This is a genomic window from Cellulosilyticum sp. ST5 (assembly GCF_046529625.1).
GTDB classification, from domain to species: Bacteria; Bacillota; Clostridia; order Lachnospirales; family Cellulosilyticaceae; genus Cellulosilyticum; species Cellulosilyticum lentocellum.
The window spans coordinates 3,784,324-3,803,941 of the sequence record NZ_CP132338.1; the positions used below are offsets into that span (position 1 = coordinate 3,784,324).

A 19,618-nucleotide genomic window follows, 5' to 3' on the forward strand; every position below is an offset into this window, starting at 1 on the left:
TCCAAAACTAAACACAATTTTTATTCAACCTTTATTATCTAGGTCAAACCCTCGAACCGTTAGTATTGGTCACCTCAATGTATTACTACACTTACAGCTCCAACCTATCTACCTCATAGTCTCTAAGGGGTCTTACTCCTTTCGGATGGGAAATCTTATCTTGTGGTCTGCTTCACGCTTAGATGCCTTCAGCGTTTATCAGATCCAGACTTGGCTACTCTGCTATGCCTTTGGTAAGACAACAGATGCACCAGTGGTCCGTCCATCCCGGTCCTCTCGTACTAAGGACAGCTCCACTCAAATTTCCTGCGCCCACGACGGATAGGGACCGAACTGTCTCACGACGTTCTGAACCCAGCTCGCGTACCGCTTTAATGGGCGAACAGCCCAACCCTTGGAACCTGCTTCAGCTCCAGGATGCGATGAGCCGACATCGAGGTGCCAAACCTCCCCGTCGATGTGAACTCTTGGGGGAGATAAGCCTGTTATCCCCGGGGTAGCTTTTATCCGTTGAGCGATGGCAATCCCACTTTCATACCACCGGATCACTAAGTCCTACTTTCGTACCTGCTCCACCCGTCGGTGTCGCAGTCAAGCAACCTTATGCCTTTGCACTCTTCGAATGGTTTCCGACCATTCTGAGGTTACCTTTGAGCGCCTCCGTTACTCTTTAGGAGGCGACCGCCCCAGTCAAACTGTCCACCTGACATTGTCCCAGACCCGGGTAACGGGCCATGGTTAGAAGTTAAGTATTACAAGAGAGGTATCCCACCGGCGACTCCACCTAGACTGGCGTCCAGATTTCTCAGTCTCCCTCCTATCCTGTACATGTAATACCCAACCTCAGTATCAAGCTACAGTAAAGCTCCACGGGGTCTTTCCGTCCTGTCGCGGGTAACCAGCATCTTCACTGGTACTACAATTTCACCGGGTGCGCTGTCGAGACAGTGCCCAAATCATTACGCCTTTCGTGCGGGTCAGAACTTACCTGACAAGGAATTTCGCTACCTTAGGACCGTTATAGTTACGGCCGCCGTTTACTGGGGCTTAAGTTCAAAGCTTCGTCCTTAGACTAACCTCTCCCCTTAACCTTCCAGCACCGGGCAGGCGTCAGCCCTTATACATCACCTTTCGGTTTAGCAAAGACCTGTGTTTTTGTTAAACAGTTGCTTGGGCCTATTCTCTGCGGCCTACCTAAGTAGGCACCCCTTCTCCCTAAGTTACGGGGTCATTTTGCCGAGTTCCTTAACAACGCTTCTCCCGTCGGCCTTAGGATTCTCTCCTCATCCACCTGTGTCGGTTTACGGTACGGGTACCTATCACGCAATAGCAGCTTTTCTCGGCAGTGTGGATTCAGCAACTTCTCTACTTTTATTTCGATCCCCATCACACTTCATCCTCGCCTAACGGATTTGCCTGTTAGGTGCGACTTTGTGCTTGGCCCAGGATACCATTCCTGGGTTTGCCTATCCTCCTGCGTCCCTGCAGTTCTGATAATAGGTAGTACTGGAATATGAACCAGTTGTCCATCGACTACGACTTTCGTCCTCGCCTTAGGTCCCGACTTACCCAGAGCAGATCAGCTTTACTCTGGAAACCTTGGATATTCGGCCTACAAGATTCTCACTTGTATCTCGCTACTCATTCCGGCATTCTCACTTGTAATTACTCCACAGCTCCTTACGGTACTGCTTCTGCGTCGTTACAACGCTCCTCTACCAATCCACTATTGTGAATTCCATAGCTTCGGTGGTGTGTTTTAGCCCCGGACATTTTCGGCGCAAGATCTCTCGACTAGTGAGCTATTACGCACTCTTTGAATGAGTGGCTGCTTCTAAGCCAACATCCTAGTTGTCTTCGAAATCTCACATCCTTTTCCACTTAACACACACTTGGGGACCTTAGCTGATGGTCTGGACTGTTTTCCTTTTGACCACGTGTCTTATCACTCGTAGTCTGACTGCTGACGGTATCTTGATGGCATTCTTAGTTTGATATGCTTCGGTAAGCTTGTGGGCCCCCTAGGCAATTCAGTGCTTTACCTCCATTAGACTCCTATCAACGCTAGCCCTAAAGCTATTTCGAGGAGAACCAGCTATCTCCGGGTTCGATTGGAATTTCTCCGCTACCCACACGTCATCTCCACCTTTTTCAACAGATGTGAGTTCGGACCTCCATTACCTTTTACGGTAACTTCATCCTGCACATGGGTAGGTCACCCGGTTTCGGGTCTACTAACAATGACTATTTTGGCGCCCTATTCAGACTTGGTTTCCCTTCGGCTTCGTACCTCCTGGTACTTAACCTTGCCACAGCTAGTAACTCGCCGGACCGTTCTACAAAAAGTACGCGGTTGCGCATCATATGGCGCTTCCACTGCTTGTAAACATAGAGTTTCAGGTTCTCTTTCACTCCCCTCCCGGGGTTCTTTTCACCTTTCCTTCACAGTACTATGCGCTATCGGTCACCGAGGAGTATTTAGGCTTGGGGGGTGGTCCCCCCGGCTTCCCACAAGGTTTCTCGTGTCTCGTGGTACTCTGGATACTGCTAGGCTTCACTTGGATTTCGCTTACGGGATTATCACCCTCTTTGATGAGACTTTCCAGACTCTTCAGCTATCCGCATTCTTGCCATGACGCAGTCCTCAACCCCAGATTACAAGTAATCTGGTTTGGCCTGTTTCCCTTTCGCTCGCCGCTACTTAGGAAATCGATGTTTCTTTCTCCTCCTGAAGGTACTTAGATGTTTCAGTTCCCTTCGTTCCCTTCCTATAGTTATGTATTGGCTATAGGATGACAGAGGTTTGCTCTGCCAGGTTTCCCCATTCGGATATCTACGGATCAAGGTTTATTTGCAACTCCCCGTAGCTTTTCGCAGCTTATCACGTCCTTCATCGGCTCTCGGTGCCAAGGCATCCACTCTACGCTCTTAGTAGCTTGACCTATAATGATTAACTTTCGTTAATCGGTCGTTTGTGCCTTGTTAATCAACTTTCGTTGAATACAAAGAATATTTATTATCGGTTAAATTGTAGATTTTACACCCTGACAAACATTTTTGCATTATACAATGCGTGTACATTTATCGTTAGGCGCAAGTTATATTGCTATAACTTACAAATCTATTTTAATTGTGTTTAGTTTTCAAAGTACAAATTGTCCTATTGTAAGGACAGTGGAGATTAAGGGATTCGAACCCTTGACCCCCTGCGTGCAAGGCAGGTGCTCTCCCAACTGAGCTAAACCCCCATAAATGTGGCAACCACTTACTCTCCCAGTCAGTCTCCCGACAAGTACCATCAGCCGCTTAGGTCTTAACCTACGTGTTCGGAATGGAAACGGGTGTTTCCCCTAAGCGCATCATCACCACAAATGAGTGAAATATTCATTTAGTTCAATGAACTTTCAAAACAAAACAGTAACTAACAAACCATCGATTTCTATCCTTAGAAAGGAGGTGATCCAGCCGCACCTTCCGATACGGCTACCTTGTTACGACTTCACCCCAGTTATTGGTTTTGCCTTAGACGGCTCCCTCCCCGAAGGGTTGGGTCACCGGCGTTGGGCCCCCCCAACTCCCATGGTGTGACGGGCGGTGTGTACAAGACCCGGGAACGTATTCACCGCGACATTCTGATTCGCGATTACTAGCGATTCCAACTTCATGTAGTCGAGTTGCAGACTACAATCCGAACTGGGACTGCTTTTTTGAGGTTTGCTGACTCTCGCGAGATCGCTTCCCTTTGTAGCAGCCATTGTAGCACGTGTGTAGCCCTAAACATAAGGGGCATGATGATTTGACGTCATCCCCACCTTCCTCCAAGTTATCCCTGGCAGTCTCTCTAGAGTGCCCAACTTAATGCTGGCTACTAAAGATAGGGGTTGCGCTCGTTGCGGGACTTAACCCAACATCTCACGACACGAGCTGACGACAACCATGCACCACCTGTCACCAATGTCCTAGCAAGCTAGGAAAGAAGGCATTACCCTTCGGTCATCGGGATGTCAAGTTTAGGTAAGGTTCTTCGCGTTGCTTCGAATTAAACCACATGCTCCACCGCTTGTGCGGGTCCCCGTCAATTCCTTTGAGTTTCAATCTTGCGATCGTACTTCCCAGGTGGAATGCTTAATGTGTTAACTTCGGCACCGAGACCCGTAAGCCCCGACACCTAGCATTCATCGTTTACAGCGTGGACTACCAGGGTATCTAATCCTGTTTGCTCCCCACGCTTTCGTGCCTCAGCGTCAGTTATGGTCCAGAAAGCCGCCTTCGCTACTGGTGTTCCTCCGAATCTCTACGCATTTCACCGCTACACTCGGAATTCCACTTTCCTCTCCCACACTCTAGTTCATCAGTTTCAGAAGCAGCTTAGAGGTTGAGCCCCTAAATTTCACTTCTGACTTAACAAACCGCCTACGCACCCTTTACACCCAGTAAATCCGGATAACGCTCGCTCCCTACGTATTACCGCGGCTGCTGGCACGTAGTTAGCCGGAGCTTCTTAGTCAGGTACCGTCATTTTTTCTTCCCTGCTGATAGAAGTTTACAATCCGAAGACCTTCTTCCTTCACGCGGCGTCGCTGCATCAGGCTTGCGCCCATTGTGCAATATTCCCCACTGCTGCCTCCCGTAGGAGTTTGGGCCGTGTCTCAGTCCCAATGTGGCCGTTCACCCTCTCAGGCCGGCTATGGATCGTCGCCTTGGTGGGCTGTTATCTCACCAACTAGCTAATCCAACGCGGGTCCATCCTATGCCGATAAAATCTTTACTATAATAATCATGCGATTACCGATAGTTTATGCGGTATTAGCGTTCGTTTCCAAACGTTATCCCCCTGCATAGGGCAGGTTACCCACGCGTTACTCACCCGTCCGCCACTAAGTTCTAGGAGCAAGCTCCTATCACTTCGTTCGACTTGCATGTGTTAAGCACGCCGCCAGCGTTCATCCTGAGCCAGGATCAAACTCTCATATAAAAGTTTGTCCGTGTAGTATTTCTACTACTGACTATTTTACTTAGTACAAGTTGTACTGATTCTCATCTCTTATTAGAGACGTAATGAATCGACTGGTTTATAGTTACTATTTTGTTTTCAAAGTTCATTTTTAAGCACTTTCATAAGTATAAATTATACCTTAACTTATGTCAAGCTTTTTTGTTTTTTCTTCAAAAAAACAAAGCGGAGAAGGAGGGATTCGAACCCTCGCGCCGGTTAACCCGACCTATACCCTTAGCAGGGGCACCTCTTCGGCCAACTTGAGTACTTCTCCGAATTATCAATATTTATTATTCCCTGTTTTCTCAGGACAAGATATATATTATCAAATGTTATTCTTTATGTCAAGCCTTTTTTAATATCATTTTTTTAATATAAAAAGACCCTTCCGTATTAAAACGTAAGGGTAAAATTTGTTGGAATATCTTTGATGCTTTACCTTTCACGTATAAAAATATCTTAACTCATTTATTAATTTGTTATTTGCACAGTTTCTTATTTCATAGGAAAAGAATACTTTTTACTAGCTTATATTCTTATTCCAATTTAAATGAGTAAAGTATTTGTTGGAATGATAAATAATAACATCTTATGTATTATGATATCATCTTATACAGTAGTTTACAATTAATATTTAGTATAAATTAAATATTTTTAAGTAAAATAAGAATTTTTATTATTATTCCTCCCTATTTCTATTTTATAATTGTAATTGCTTGATGTCCCATTTGTTCCCACGCTAATTTAAAATCATTTTTATTTACGGCTTTATTAGGATAAGTCGAAAAAGGATCATTAATATATACATTCTCTTTATCAATACCAGTTATTATAACAGCATGTAATTTATTAGTCGTTTTTACAATTCCAGATGGAGTATGCCAGATTTCAAAATATGTATCATCTAGAGGTTTATATGTTGCATTAGTAATCACCCATATAGGATATCCCTGTTTTAAAAAATAAGTAATGTCACTAAATTCTACTCCTGTTAAATCGATTGCACTATCTCCAACATATTCTTTAGCTAACTCAGTTATTGGTCCATGATACACACCATATCCATTATTTTTGATATTGTACATGTCTCCCACAAATCCATCATATGGATTACCATAATAGATTCTTCCCTTATTATCTTTATAATAAGGAGTATCGTCCTTTTTTATGTTTTTAGCCAATGTCATTTTATCAATATCTATATTCATATATTGAAGTAGCATTGCAAGTGAAGTTACTTCACAGCCTCTGGGTAATTCTGGATATTGCCTAATCAAAGGAACATTAAGGGGCTCTATCTCTATTTCCTTATTTTGATTTTTCCAAATAAGGTTTGAGTCACTATTAAAATAGATTTTATCATGATTATTATCTTTAGCATAATTAACTGCTTCTTTAAAGTTATCAAAGTCATGCACTGCTGTATCTGTAATAATAAGAAAAGGTTTAAAACTACTATAAACCCATTCATTATTCAATGTATTAATCGCTATACTCCTTTTAATCTTTTCTGCTTTTGACACAGCTTCTTCTTCAGTATCAGCCTCTGCTACAATGTTCCCTGCTTTTTTGATGATATACTTTTTACTTGATGTAGGTTTATTTATAAAAGTAGGCAGCGCACCACCATTATGTTTAACATAATAGATATATGCCCCACCTACACTTGTTATTATTAATACTGTGCAAAGAATAAATAAGATGACCTTCTTCATTTATTCCTCTACTTATTCTTGTTCATCAACAATGTCTTCATCGGATACTTCTGTTATAGAAGCTTCTTCAACATTATCATCAATGAATTCTTCATTTACTTTTTCCATACATACAACCTGTACATCATCAGCAACATTTATTAATTTAACACCTTGAGCATTACGGCCTATAGAAGAAATTTGTGCAACTTTAATACGAATAATAATACCCTGAGAAGTAATAAGTAGTAACTCATCTTCTTCACTTACTGAAGCAACACCAATAATACAACCTGTTTTTTCAGTAATTTTATTAATTCTTAAGCCCTTACCACCACGTTTTTGAGCCCTGAAAGCTTCTATTTGTGTTCTCTTTCCTAACCCTTTTTCTGTAGTTGTAAGAATCTGTTCACCTTCTTTTGGTACAGTTGCTCCTATTACCTCATCAGTTTCACCTAGATTAATAGCACGTACACCTCTTGCTGTTCTACCCATTGGTCTTACATCTGTTGCATCGAACATAATACCTTGACCATTTCTAGTGGCTACTAAGATAGCATCTTTTGATGTAGTTTGATGTACATCAACTAGCTCATCTTCTTCGTTAAGAGAAAGTGCAATAAGCCCACCTTTCCTAATGTTCCTAAAGTCCTTTAGAGGTGTTTTCTTAATTTGTCCTTTTTTAGTAACCATTGTTAAGAATGTATTATCTTCAAATTCTTTAATTGGAAATACTGCAGTAATTTTTTCATCTTTATCTAACTCTAATAAGTTAACAATAGCTGTTCCTCTAGCAGTTCTTCCTGCTTCAGGAATTCTATAACCTTTTATACGATATGCCTTCCCTTTATTAGTGAAGAACATAATATAATTAAAGTTAGTGGTTACGAAAAGTTGTTTGATAAAGTCATCCTCAATTGTATTAACACCAATGATTCCTTTACCGCCTCTATTTTGATTTTTATAGGTATCTAATGGAATACGTTTGATATAACCTAATTGAGTGATTGTTACAACGATATTCTCTTCATCAATAAGATCTTCAATATCATATTCATCTTCATCAATCGTAATATCAGTTCTACGCCCATCACCATATTTTTGTTTTACTTCTGTAATTTCATCTTTAATAACACTTAATAATTTATACTCGCTAGCTAAAATTGATTTTAAGTATTCAATTTTTTCAAGGAGTTCTGCATACTCTTGATCAATCTTTTCTCTTTCAAGACCTGTTAAAGCACGAAGCCTCATCTCAACAATTGCCTGAGCTTGAATTTCAGTAAGCTCAATAGCTTCCATTAACTTATCTTTAGCTTCTTGAACATTTGCTGATTCACGAATAAGAGAAACTACTAAATCAATATTATCTAAAGCTTTACGAAGTCCTTCTAATATGTGTGCTCTAGCCTCAGCTTTATTTAATTCAAACTGCGTTCTTCTTGTTACAACTTCTTTTTGATGTTTTAAATACTCTTCAAGAATTTGCTTTAAGTTAAGAACTTTAGGTTTATCATCTACTAAAGCAAGCATATTGATACTAAAAGTATCTTGTAATTGGGTATATTTATAAAGCTGATTTAAGATAACTGTTGGATTTACATCTCTTCTAAGCTCAATCACCATAGAAATACCATTTCTATCTGATTCATCGCGAATATCTGTAATACCATCTATTTTTCTTTCTTTAACTAAGTCTGCCATCTTTTCAATAAGTGATGACTTATTAACCATGTAAGGAATCTCTGTAACAACAATGCGATTCTTTCCACCTTGCATTGCTTCAATTTCAGCTTTAGCTTTAACTTTTACTTTACCTCTACCGGTCCTATAAGCTTGGTCAATTCCATATCGTCCATATATAGTAGCACCTGTAGGGAAGTCTGGGCCTTCAATGATAGCCATAAGCTCTTCTATCTCTGTTTCACGGACTTCGTGCTCTTCATTTTCTCCCATATAGTTATCGATCATTCTAATAACACCGTTTACAACCTCAGTCAAGTTATGAGGTGGAATATTAGTTGCCATACCTACAGCAATACCTGATGAACCATTAACCAATAGGTTTGGAAATCTTGATGGTAAAACACAGGGTTCCTTAGATGATTCATCAAAGTTTGGTCTAAATTCAACCGTATCTTTATCAATATCAGCTAGCATGAGAGCTGTCATTTTACTCATACGTGCTTCAGTATAACGCATAGCAGCCGGACTATCGCCATCAATAGAACCAAAGTTACCTTGTCCATCTACAAGAGGATATCTCGTAGAAAATTCTTGCGCCATACGTACCATCGCACCATAAATTGAAGAGTCACCATGAGGGTGATATTTACCCATGGTATCCCCGACAATACGTGCTGATTTTCTATATTGTTTATCTGAACCTAACCCTAATTCACTCATAGAGTATAAAATACGACGATGAACTGGTTTTAATCCATCTCGTACATCTGGAAGGGCACGAGATACGATTACACTCATAGCGTAATCAATATAACAGTTTTGCATCTCATCGTTAATATCTCTATGAATAATTCTGTCATAAGTTACATCATTTGTATCCATTTATTATTCTCCTTGCCCTTAAATATCTAGATAAGTTACTTTATGAGCATGTTCATTAATGAACTGGCGTCTTGGTTCAACATCATCACCCATAAGCTTAGTAAAGATTTCATCTGCTGCTGCTGCATCATCAATATTTACTTTAACAAGTACTCTTGATTCAGGATCCATAGTTGTTTCCCAAAGCTGTTCAGCATTCATCTCTCCTAGACCTTTGTATCGTTGCATACGGGTAATACCTGTTCTACCAACTTCTTCGAGTAACTTTTCTAATTCTTTATCATCAAATGCATAATGCTTTTTCTTATTTTTTTCAACTAAATAAAGTGGTGGTTGAGCAATGTATACATGGTCTTGCTCAATAAGTTCTCTATAGTATCTGTATAAGAATGTAAGTAGAAGGGTCCTAATATGGGCACCATCTACGTCGGCATCAGTCATGAGAATGATTTTTCCATATCTTAATTTACTAATATCAAAGTCATCACTAATTCCAGCACCAAACGCTGTAATCATATTACGGATTTCTTGATTTTCTAGCATCTTATCAATTCTAACTTTTTCTACATTAAGAATTTTACCTCTAAGTGGTAAGATTGCTTGTGTTTTAGGAGAACGTGCACTCTTTGCAGAACCACCAGCTGAATCTCCTTCGACAATATATATTTCACATTTTGAAGCATCTTTTTCTGAACAATCTGCAAGTTTACCTGGAAGGGCATTTCCCTCTAAAGCACTCTTTCTACGTGTAAGTTCTCTAGCTTTACGTGCTGCATCTCTAGCTCTTGCTGCCATTACACCTTTTTGAACAATTACTTTTCCTACATTAGGATTTTGTTCAAGGAAATAAGTTAATTGGTCACCAAATACAGATTGAACTGCCCCAGCTGCTTCACTAGATCCAAGTTTGGTTTTAGTTTGTCCTTCAAATTGAGGATCTCCGATTTTAATACTGATAACAGCAGTCATACCCTCACGGATATCATCTCCTGTTAGGTTTTTATCTGAGTCCTTTAAAAGACCCATTTTTCTTGCATAATCATTTAGATTTTTTGTAATTGCCGTTCTAAATCCTGAAAGGTGAGTTCCACCTTCTGGTGTATTTATATTATTAACAAAACTAAAAAGGTTTTCAACGTAACTATCATTGTGTTGGAACGCTACTTCTACTGCTATTCCGTCCTTCTCTCCTTCACAATAAAAGATCTCGTCATAGATAGGTGTTTTATGTTTATTAAGATGTTGTACAAACTCCTTAATACCACCTTCATAGTGGAAGGTCTTATTTTGCTCTTGACCTTCTCTCTCGTCTACTAGTTGAATCTTAAGAGCTTTAGTTAAAAACGCAGTTTCTTTTAAGCGTTGTTCTAAAACTTTATAATCAAAAATAACTTCTTCAAAGATCTCAGTATCTGGTTTAAAACGTACATAAGTTCCAACTTTATCAGTATCACCAATAACAGTGAGAGGTTGTACTACATCACCTCTTGAAAACTTTTCTTGGTGTACTTTTCCATCTGTATACACTTCTACTGTAAGCCATTCTGAAAGTGCATTTACTACTGATGCACCTACACCATGTAAACCTCCAGATACCTTATAACCTCCACCACCAAATTTTCCACCTGCGTGTAAAATGGTAAATACGACTTCTACTGTTGATATGCCTTTTTGTGGGTGAATTCCTACAGGAATACCACGCCCATTATCGATAACAGATATTGTATTATCTGCATGTATCGTAACTTTAATAAAGCTACAAAATCCAGCTAATGCCTCATCAACTGCATTGTCTACTATCTCATATACTAGATGGTGAAGACCTTTGGAAGAGGTACTGCCTATATACATACCAGGCCTTTTTCGTACCGCCTGCAGCCCCTCTAATATTTGTATTTGATTTTCATCGTACGTTGCTGCCATAACTAAGATCTCACTCCTTTAATATTTACTCATAATCATCCAAGTTTTATTATATACCAAAGTATTAATAAAGGCAAATTTACTAACAATTATAAAAAATACACCAAATTATTATATGCCGATATTTTCTATACTTCCTGCCTTTACATTATATAGTTTTCCAATTTTTTGTGTATTCCATACACTTTGTTCAATTCCTGTGCAAGTTATTAAGGTTTGAATATTTTGTGTGTACTTAAATAAGTCCCCCTGCCTATTATGATCTAATTCAGAAAGAACATCATCAAGTAAAAGAATAGGCTCTTCCCCTATATATTTTTTCATAATATTTAATTCTGCTAGTTTCATAGAAAGAACTACGCTGCGTTGTTGTCCTTGAGAGCCATAGGTCTTAACATCCATATCATTAATCAAAAAGGTTAAATCATCTCGATGCGGACCTATAGAAGTTGTCTGATAAAGAATATCTTTCTCTCTATACTTTAACATTTTCTTTCCAAAGTCTCCAACTTCTACGTTAGGCTCATATATAACTTGAAGCTTTTCTTTATGACCAGATATATCATCATGAATTTTAGAAGCAATTTCATTAATTTCCTGGATAAATTCATGCCTTTTCTTAATAACAGCAGAAGCATATTCTTCAAGTTGCATATCCCATACATCTAACATAGATGCGTCTTTATTACTAAAGTATTGCTTTAGAGCTAAGTTACGTTGTTTAAGAACCTTATGATATTGACGAAGAGAGTAATAGTATAATTTATCAATTTGACACAATTCAATATCTATAAAACGCCTGCGTTCTTTAGGACTATTTTTTATAAGCTGCAAATCTTCAGGAGAAAACATCACAATATTAAGACATCCGAATAGTTCACCTAATCTACCGATTGGCATGCGATTAATTATAGCCGACTTTGCCTTAGATGTTAAATGAAAATCGATAATATCTTGTACATAATTTTTCTGAACGGCAAGCTTTACATGTGCACTTTCTTCATTCCACCTGATAATTTCTTTCTCTTTATGAGTCCTATGTGATCTAGCAGTTGCACAAAGGTAAATAGACTCAAGAATATTGGTTTTTCCTTGAGCATTATCACCTTTAAAAATATTAATACCTTTATCTAGGGAAATGTTTAGCTCTTCATAATTTCTGAAATTCGTTAAAGCTAACTCTTTAATATACATAAAGCTCTCCCTCGTTAGTTATTTAACTTTATAGGTTTCTCCATCAAACAAGACCTCATCACCAGGTCTTATTTTTTTGCCTCTTTGAGTACAAATCTCTCCATTCACTAAAACTAACTCTCCTGCAATAAGCATTTTAGCTTCTCCACCAGTTTGTACCATTGACGCATATTTCATAAGCTGATCTAACTTAATAAACTCAGTATCAATCTTAATCTCTTTCATTTTCGTTCTCCTTCGCTTTTAAAGTATATTGTATACAAAATACCAATGAATAAATCGCTCTAAGATTCTAAAACGAATTGTAGAGCGATTATATCTCATATAATTATGCATTTACACGGATTGGTAAAATTAAATATTTATAGTGTTCCCCTTCTTCAGGTTGAATAATACAAGGTGTAAGGGATGAGATAAAGTGAATACATACATTATCATCATCAATTGCTTTAAGTGCATCTATTAAGTACTTAGGGTTAAATGCAATTGTAATTTCCTTACCTTCAAGTATTACATCAAGTTCCTCACGAGCAGTACCAAGCTCAGCATTAGAAGTAATAATCATCTTTTCACCATTAATTTCTACGCGAATTGGATTCTTCTTACCTTCTCTAGAAATTAAAGCTGCACGTTCAATACTCATTAAGAAGTTTTTACGATCTACCAAGATTTTTGTTTCATAATCAGGCGAAAATACTTGCTCATATTTAAGGAATTCACCTTCAAGTAAACGAGAAACAACTTTACTATCTCCTAAATCAAAGAGTACATGTTTATCGCCAAAATAAACTGTTACATCTTCTTTTTCTTCACTAGTCAAAATTTTATTGATTTCAGATAATGTCCGTCCTGGAATGACAACTTCAATTTCACCATTCTCATTTGAGAGTTGAAGCTGTCTATATGAAATACGATAACCATCCACAGATACCATATTTAGATTATTATTTTTAATTTGTAGCATTTCACCTGTAAGAATAGGCCTCGTTTCATCTTGTGCTACTGAGAAAATGGTTTGGCGGATCATTTCTTTAAGGGCTAATTGATTAACAGTGCAAATATTTGCTTTTTCTACGTCCGGAAGAGCAGGGAAATCTTTACCCGATTGACCAGCAATCTGGAATTTAGACTTTTCACTAATAATACTAGTCATAAAATTATCATCTGTTGAGATTTCAACAACTTCTCCAGGCATTCTTCTTATAATTTCTGAAAAAATCTTAGACTCTAGAGCAATATAACCTTCATTGATAACATCAGCATCAATAGTACTTTCGATTCCTAATTCAAGATTATTACCTACTAAAGTAAGTTTGTTATTAGAAGCCTTCAAAAGAATACATTCTAGAATAGGCATCGTAGTTTTTGTTGAACATGCTTTAAGCACAGTATTGATGCTATTAAGCAAAAGATCTTGTCTGCAATAAATATGCATGTGGATATCTCCTTTCGTGTAAAACCAATACAATTATTAAAGTTAATTTAGCAATAATAGTAGTAGGGGGTGTGGGTACTGTGGATAACCCCTTCAAGCCATTACTATCGTTATAAAAAATGATGTTTATACACATGTGGATGAGTTAAAGTTTTACTTTAGGCTTATCCACAATACTAACATCAAAAAAAAATCACAAAAATAATCCACAAAACATTCACGTTAATTTCACATGAATATACACAGATTTATTTAGCTGTAATTTTAGATTCAAGTTCATTAAGCATTTGAGTAAGCTCAATATCAGTTTGAAGTTCCCTAGAGATTTTTTCAAAGCCATGAATAATAGTAGTATGGTCACGACCACCAAATTTTTCACCAATCTTAGGTAATGAGAGATCTGTGAGCTTTCGACAAAGATACATTGCTATTTGTCTTGGATAAGCAATATTACGAGTTCTCTTAGAAGATTTTAGTTCTTCTGGTTTGAGGTGAAAGTAAGTTGCTACTATTTCTTGAATATATTCAGCTGTAATAATTTTAGGCCTGTCCTTAGAAATAAGATCTTTAAGAGCTTCATTAGCAAGCTCTACTGTAATAGGTTTATTAGTAAGAGAAGAAAAAGCTAAAATGCGATTTAAAGCACCTTCAAGCTCACGAATATTAGATATAACAGTTTTAGCAATGAATAAAAGAACGTCTTCAGGTACAGATAAGCTTTCTATTTCGGCTTTCTTCCTTAAGATGGCGATTCTAGTTTCTAAATCAGGACTTTGAATATCAGCAATAAGGCCCCATTCAAATCTAGAACGTAAACGCTCTTCTAAAGTTTCAATTTCTTTAGGAGGACGGTCACTAGAAATAATAATTTGCTTATTAGCTTCATAAAGTGCATTGAAAGTATGGAAGAACTCTTCTTGAGTACGTTCCTTACCTGTGATGAATTGAATATCATCTATTAAAAGCACATCAATATTTCTGTATTTATTACGAAAACTTTCGTTTTTATCATCACGAATTGAATTAATAAGTTCGTTAGTAAATTTCTCAGAAGAAGCATAGATAATTTTAGCACTAGGGTTTTGATCCAAAATATAGTGAGCAATTGAATGCATAAGGTGAGTCTTACCAAGACCTACACCACCATATAAAAAGAGTGGATTATAAGCTCTAGCAGGTGCTTCTGAAACAGCTAAAGCTGCAGCATGAGCCATACGATTACTATTACCTACTACGAAACTATCAAAAACGTATCTAGGGTTTAAGTTACTAGGATTATTTAAAGGGTCTTGAAGCTGCTCATTTCTTTTTGCAGCTTTTTGTTCAGTAGTAGTTTGTTCATTTGGAAGCATGAACTTTATATTGTAATCCTTATTAAGAACTTGGAGAGCACTATTACGAATAAGCTCTATATAGCGTGTATTAAGAATTTCCTTTGTAAATTCGTTTTTTACACTAATGAATAGAGTATTATCTTCTATAGATAAGAGCTCAGTTTCTTTAAACCAAGTATTAAAGCTTACACTTGATGTCTCCAGTTCTATAATACTAAGGATAGCTTCCCATTGCTTTTGATACAGCGGCGACATACTTAATCCTCCTATTTTATTTATTTATGCACAAGTTATTAAAGTATTGTCAACATGTGAATAAAGTAATCAACATATATGATAAAAATTTAAAATTTAAAAAGTGAAATAAACGTACTAAACAGTGTGTGGATAAAGTTATTAAGATGAAAAAAAACCTTAAAACATTAAAAAATGCAAAAAAAAAGGAAAAAATATAAGTTATACACAACTTTATCAACAGAATGTGAATAACTTAATGAAATTAACAACTTATCTACAAGTAATTTTATAATATCAAATTACCTGTGGAAAATCAACCTTAGATAAAAAATATCCACAAGATAGGATGTCAAAAAACATGTGGATATTTTGTGTAATAAATATAGAAAGAAATATTTCAAGAGAAATAAGAAAAAAAATAAAGAGAAAAAGATGAAATTAAAGAAAAACTTGAAGTTTAAGTAAAGAAAAGGAAAAAAGTGTAGAAAGGAATAAGTTAAAGTGAATAAATAAGTAAATAGGAATAAAAGTAATAAAGATAATGGAGCGGTGATAAGTAAAATGTAAAGGGAGTAAAGTTTAATGATCTAAGATATAAGGGGGAGATTATGAATAATTAGAGGAGTAAAAATAAGAGAAAAGATTATTAAGGTAATGAAATAAAAAGAGGTATATTAGTAGGATAAGGTTATAAAAGAAGTCATAAAAAAAGAGTAGGAGTTTGTTAATTAAAATGATTAAAGTAAAAGTAGCATTAAAGAAGTGGATTAGTAAGTGAATAAAAATATTGATATAAATAAAAAGGATAGTTAGTAAATAAAATAAGTATATTATTACAGAAGTAATTAAATTATTCGTAGACAAAATAGTAGAAGCATATAATTGAAAGAGTAAAGAAGATAATAATAATATGAAATGAGCAATAAGAGATCAATAATGGGAGATTTAATATAAAAAGTAGAGAGCTACTATTAAGGAAAGAATAATTTTTATAAAAGTAGGTAAGGTTAAAAAAGAGTATGAATAATGAAAAGCTATCACAAATATTGTCGTATAAAATATACAGAATTGATAAAACATAAAATAGCATATATAAGGAAGAGGAAATTTAAATTACCAGTTATTTATTCTGATAATATAGTAAGTAAGGCTTGACTACAAATTATAAATCTTCTATACTATCCATAGTGCTTATTTACATTCAATAAGTTTAATGTAAATATTTTTTATTATTGGTGTGAAGATAGATAGCGCATGTGCAGTGGCTATTTATCGATTTTTATGTGCATATTGTGTGGTAACTTATCCAATAAAGGAGGTGCTCACAATGAAAATGACTTATCAACCAAAGAAACGTCAAAGAAGTAAAGAACATGGTTTTCGTAAAAGAATGAGAACTAAAAATGGTAGAGCGGTACTCGCTAGAAGAAGAGCAAAAGGTAGAAAAAAACTAACAGCATAAAACAAGGCCGCTTATGTGGCCTTGTTTTGCTATAAAATTTAGGAGTACTAAGTATGAAATATGCGCAGTCGCTAAAGAAAAACTACGAATTTAGAACTGTATATAGAAAAGGAAAATCTTTAGCAAATAAATATTTAGTGGTTTATAGATATAAAAACAACTTGCCTGAGAATCGCTTAGGTATTTCAGTGAGTAAAAAAGTTGGAAATAGTGTAGTACGTAGTCGCGTAACTAGACTTATTAGAGAAAGCTATAGGTTAAACGAAGAGTTTATTGATAAAGAAGGCTGGGATTTTGTAGTTATTGCAAGATCAGCAGCTAATGGTGCATCATATCAAGATATTTCTAATGCACTGATAAATTTATTAAAACAACATAAAGTGTATGTATAATATACAATATTGTGTTAGTGAGATATTGCTATGGCTACAGAAAGGATTGTAATTATGAAAAATATCCCTAAGAAAGTAGCACTTATACTTATTAGATTTTATCAAAGAGGAATATCACCTATGCTTGGAGGACACTGTAGGTTTACTCCAACATGTTCACAATACACTTACGAAGCTATCCAAATTCATGGTTTTATAAAGGGCACATTTCTTGGAGTAAAGAGGATATTAAAATGCCATCCATTTCACTCAGTTATGTATGATCCAGTACCAGAGAAAAAGGTAAAAAATAGCGATAAGAAAAACTAGGAGGAATAAAATGGGATTTATTAATGACATTTTTGGTGCCATACTAAGCTTTATTTTTGATGGGGTTATCCTTATATCTCCAGTAGCTGCACTGGGTATATCAATTATTTTATTTACATTAGTAGCACGTATACTTTTAACACCACTTCAATTATCTTCTCAGAGAACATCTAGAGGTATGAGTAAGATTCAACCAGAGATGCAAAAGATACAAAATAAATATAAAGGGAAAAAGGATCAAGAATCTCAGCTTAAACAGAGCCAAGAGATGCAAGCTTTATACAAAAAGTATAAAATTAATCCTTTTGCAGGTTGTTTACCATTATTAATTCAGTTACCATTAATTATGGCTTTATTTAATGTATTACGTGAGCCAGCTAAATACATTGCAAAATTAGGACAAGAGTATACTGTTATTGCAGATAAAATTATGGCCTCTGTATCTAACTATGTAAGTTTACTAGAACCATTTAAATCCAATATTGAGATGACTACTCGTGCAACATTTGATTTAAATAACAACGTGCAGTTAGGACAATTTCTAAGTCATTTAAATACAACACAATGGAATGAATTCTTAAATAAAATGGGTGGTACAGCAGATGTTGTAAGACCGGCTTTAGATCTTAAATATAGCATTGAAAACTTCTTAGGTTTTAATGTAGTAGATACACCAAGTGTCTTAATGAGCACACAATGGTGGGTAATATTAATTCCTATTATTGCAGGTGCATCAACATATATCTTTACTAAACTTACTATGGCAGCAAATGGACAAGTTCAAAGTGCAGCAGCTACTTCAAACAATGGAGCAGCAAATCCAGGTGAATCTATGATGAAAACGATGAATATCGTTATGCCAATCATGACAGGTGTATTTGCATATACTATGCCTATAGGTTTGGCTTTATACTGGATTGCAGGTAACGTGATTATGATGGGACAACAATGGATTGTTAATAAGATTCTAGAAAAACAAGATGCAAAACTTGATGCTCAGCTTGAAAAAGAACGTGAAGAAGCTAGAAAGAATAATAAAATTCAAACTAAAAAAGTAATGAAAAAAGTTCCTGTTGAAAAGAAGCCAGTAACTAAAGTAGAAGCTCCAGTGGAGAGTGATAACAAGCCAAAAACTTATACTAAAAAAGTAATGAAAAAGGTACCTGTTCAAAAGAAAACAGACAGTCAAGAATAGCCCAAAATGAAGGTAAGTAGTTAAAATAATAAACCTATAAAGAGTTGGGGGTATGGATATGAAATCTATTGAAAAAGTAGCAAGAACCGTTGATGAAGCTATAACAGAGGCTCTTATTGAACTTGGAGCAAGTACAGATGAAGTTAATATTGAAATTATATCTAAAGGTTCAAAAGGATTATTAGGAATAGGTGCAAAACAAGCTAAGGTTAAAGTTACACTTAAAGAAGATGTAGTTAAAGAAGATATTGAGCTTCAAGTAAGCAAAGTTGAAGCAAAGGTAGAACCGGTTATTAAAGAAAAACCAGCATCAACTAAAAAAGCCGAAGTAATAAAAGACTCAGAAGATGCAGTTATAGTAACTGAAGAAGAGCTAAATAGAGTCATAGAACGTGCCAAAGACTTCTTATATAAGTTATTAAAAGAAATGAATATTGATTGTGAAGTAAAAGCTCAGGTTGTTAATAATAACCGTATCAGTATTTGTTTAGAAGGTAAAAATATGGGTACAATAATAGGTAAGAGAGGTGAAACTCTCGATGCTATTCAATACCTTGTTAATATTGTTGCCAATAAAGAAAGACAAGAGTATATTAAAATTATGTTAGATACTGAGAACTATAGAGCAAGAAGAGAAGAAACACTCAAGAATCTTGCTTATAAACTCAGTAAAAAGGCTCAGAAAACGAGAAAACCAATTATACTTGAACCAATGAATCCATATGATCGTCGTATCATTCATTCAGCACTTCAAGATAGTAAAATTGTAAAAACGCATAGTGAAGGTAAAGAACCATTTAGAAGAGTGGTTATTACACCTAACTATCAAAATAGATCATATAGATAAAACCAGTTTAATACTGGTTTTTTTTTTAGAAA

The 19,618-nt window shown here is 36.1% G+C and carries 12 protein-coding genes, 2 tRNA genes and 3 rRNA genes; 5 read left to right on the top strand and 12 right to left on the bottom strand.

The features are described 5' to 3' along the window. Positions 1 to 39: 39 nt before the first annotated feature. The 12 genes from QTL86_RS18315 to dnaA all read right to left on the bottom strand — a co-directional run bounded on the left by QTL86_RS18315 (position 40) and on the right by dnaA (position 15,399). Positions 40 to 2,942, bottom strand: a 23S ribosomal RNA gene (locus QTL86_RS18315). 233 nt (positions 2,943 to 3,175) lie between these two features. After that, a tRNA-Ala gene (locus QTL86_RS18320) sits at positions 3,176 to 3,248 on the bottom strand. 4 nt (positions 3,249 to 3,252) lie between these two features. After that, positions 3,253 to 3,370, bottom strand: a 5S ribosomal RNA gene (rrf, locus tag QTL86_RS18325). Positions 3,371 to 3,449: 79 nt separating this feature from the next. After that, positions 3,450 to 4,975 (bottom strand): 16S ribosomal RNA (locus tag QTL86_RS18330). The 16S, 23S and 5S rRNA genes sit together here with 2 tRNA genes alongside, the layout of an rRNA operon. 205 nt (positions 4,976 to 5,180) lie before the next feature. After that, positions 5,181 to 5,270, bottom strand: a tRNA-Ser gene (locus QTL86_RS18335). Positions 5,271 to 5,691: 421 nt separating this feature from the next. Beyond that, the gene (locus tag QTL86_RS18340; RefSeq protein ID WP_127065087.1) at positions 5,692 to 6,711 is read right to left on the bottom strand and encodes a C39 family peptidase; all 1,020 of its coding nucleotides are present in this window, start codon (positions 6,709 to 6,711) and stop codon (positions 5,692 to 5,694) included. A 12-nt stretch (positions 6,712 to 6,723) separates the two neighbouring features. Further along, positions 6,724 to 9,258, bottom strand: coding sequence for a DNA gyrase subunit A (gene gyrA, locus QTL86_RS18345; protein WP_013655069.1), 2,535 nt, complete (start codon positions 9,256 to 9,258; stop codon positions 6,724 to 6,726). 18 nt (positions 9,259 to 9,276) lie between these two features. Further along, positions 9,277 to 11,181 carry a DNA topoisomerase (ATP-hydrolyzing) subunit B gene (gene gyrB, locus QTL86_RS18350; protein WP_127065086.1) on the bottom strand — a complete coding sequence of 635 codons (1,905 nt, stop codon included), beginning with the start codon at positions 11,179 to 11,181 and terminating at the stop codon, positions 9,277 to 9,279. A gap of 111 nt (positions 11,182 to 11,292) precedes the next feature. After that, positions 11,293 to 12,375: a DNA replication/repair protein RecF gene (gene recF / locus QTL86_RS18355; protein WP_127065085.1), complete on the bottom strand. Its 1,083-nt coding sequence runs from the start codon at positions 12,373 to 12,375 to the stop codon at positions 11,293 to 11,295. An 18-nt stretch (positions 12,376 to 12,393) separates the two neighbouring features. Further along, the gene (locus tag QTL86_RS18360) at positions 12,394 to 12,600 is read right to left on the bottom strand and encodes an RNA-binding S4 domain-containing protein (protein ID WP_013655066.1); all 207 of its coding nucleotides are present in this window, start codon (positions 12,598 to 12,600) and stop codon (positions 12,394 to 12,396) included. 103 nt (positions 12,601 to 12,703) lie between these two features. Then, entirely contained in the window at positions 12,704 to 13,810 is a 1,107-nt protein-coding gene (gene dnaN / locus QTL86_RS18365; protein WP_013655065.1) for a DNA polymerase III subunit beta, read from the bottom strand. A gap of 248 nt (positions 13,811 to 14,058) precedes the next feature. Next, positions 14,059 to 15,399 carry a chromosomal replication initiator protein DnaA gene (gene dnaA, locus QTL86_RS18370; RefSeq protein ID WP_127065083.1) on the bottom strand — a complete coding sequence of 447 codons (1,341 nt, stop codon included), beginning with the start codon at positions 15,397 to 15,399 and terminating at the stop codon, positions 14,059 to 14,061. A gap of 1,309 nt (positions 15,400 to 16,708) precedes the next feature. On the opposite strand from dnaA, the gene rpmH reads away from it, so the two are divergent. From rpmH to jag, 5 genes are read left to right on the top strand one after another with little or no spacing between them, the layout of a single operon-like run. Continuing rightward, on the top strand, positions 16,709 to 16,843 hold the full coding sequence (gene rpmH, locus QTL86_RS18375) for a 50S ribosomal protein L34 (RefSeq protein WP_013659213.1): 135 nt from the start codon (positions 16,709 to 16,711) through the stop codon (positions 16,841 to 16,843). Between the two features lie 53 nt (positions 16,844 to 16,896). Further along, complete coding sequence (gene rnpA / locus QTL86_RS18380) at positions 16,897 to 17,235, top strand: ribonuclease P protein component (RefSeq protein ID WP_013659212.1); 339 nt, start codon at positions 16,897 to 16,899, stop codon at positions 17,233 to 17,235. A 54-nt stretch (positions 17,236 to 17,289) separates the two neighbouring features. Beyond that, entirely contained in the window at positions 17,290 to 17,544 is a 255-nt protein-coding gene (yidD, locus tag QTL86_RS18385) for a membrane protein insertion efficiency factor YidD (protein WP_190283577.1), read from the top strand. A gap of 10 nt (positions 17,545 to 17,554) precedes the next feature. After that, positions 17,555 to 18,739: a YidC/Oxa1 family membrane protein insertase gene (locus QTL86_RS18390; protein WP_127065081.1), complete on the top strand. Its 1,185-nt coding sequence runs from the start codon at positions 17,555 to 17,557 to the stop codon at positions 18,737 to 18,739. Positions 18,740 to 18,797: 58 nt separating this feature from the next. Beyond that, positions 18,798 to 19,586 carry an RNA-binding cell elongation regulator Jag/EloR gene (gene jag, locus QTL86_RS18395; RefSeq protein ID WP_013659209.1) on the top strand — a complete coding sequence of 263 codons (789 nt, stop codon included), beginning with the start codon at positions 18,798 to 18,800 and terminating at the stop codon, positions 19,584 to 19,586. Positions 19,587 to 19,618: the final 32 nt, after the last annotated feature.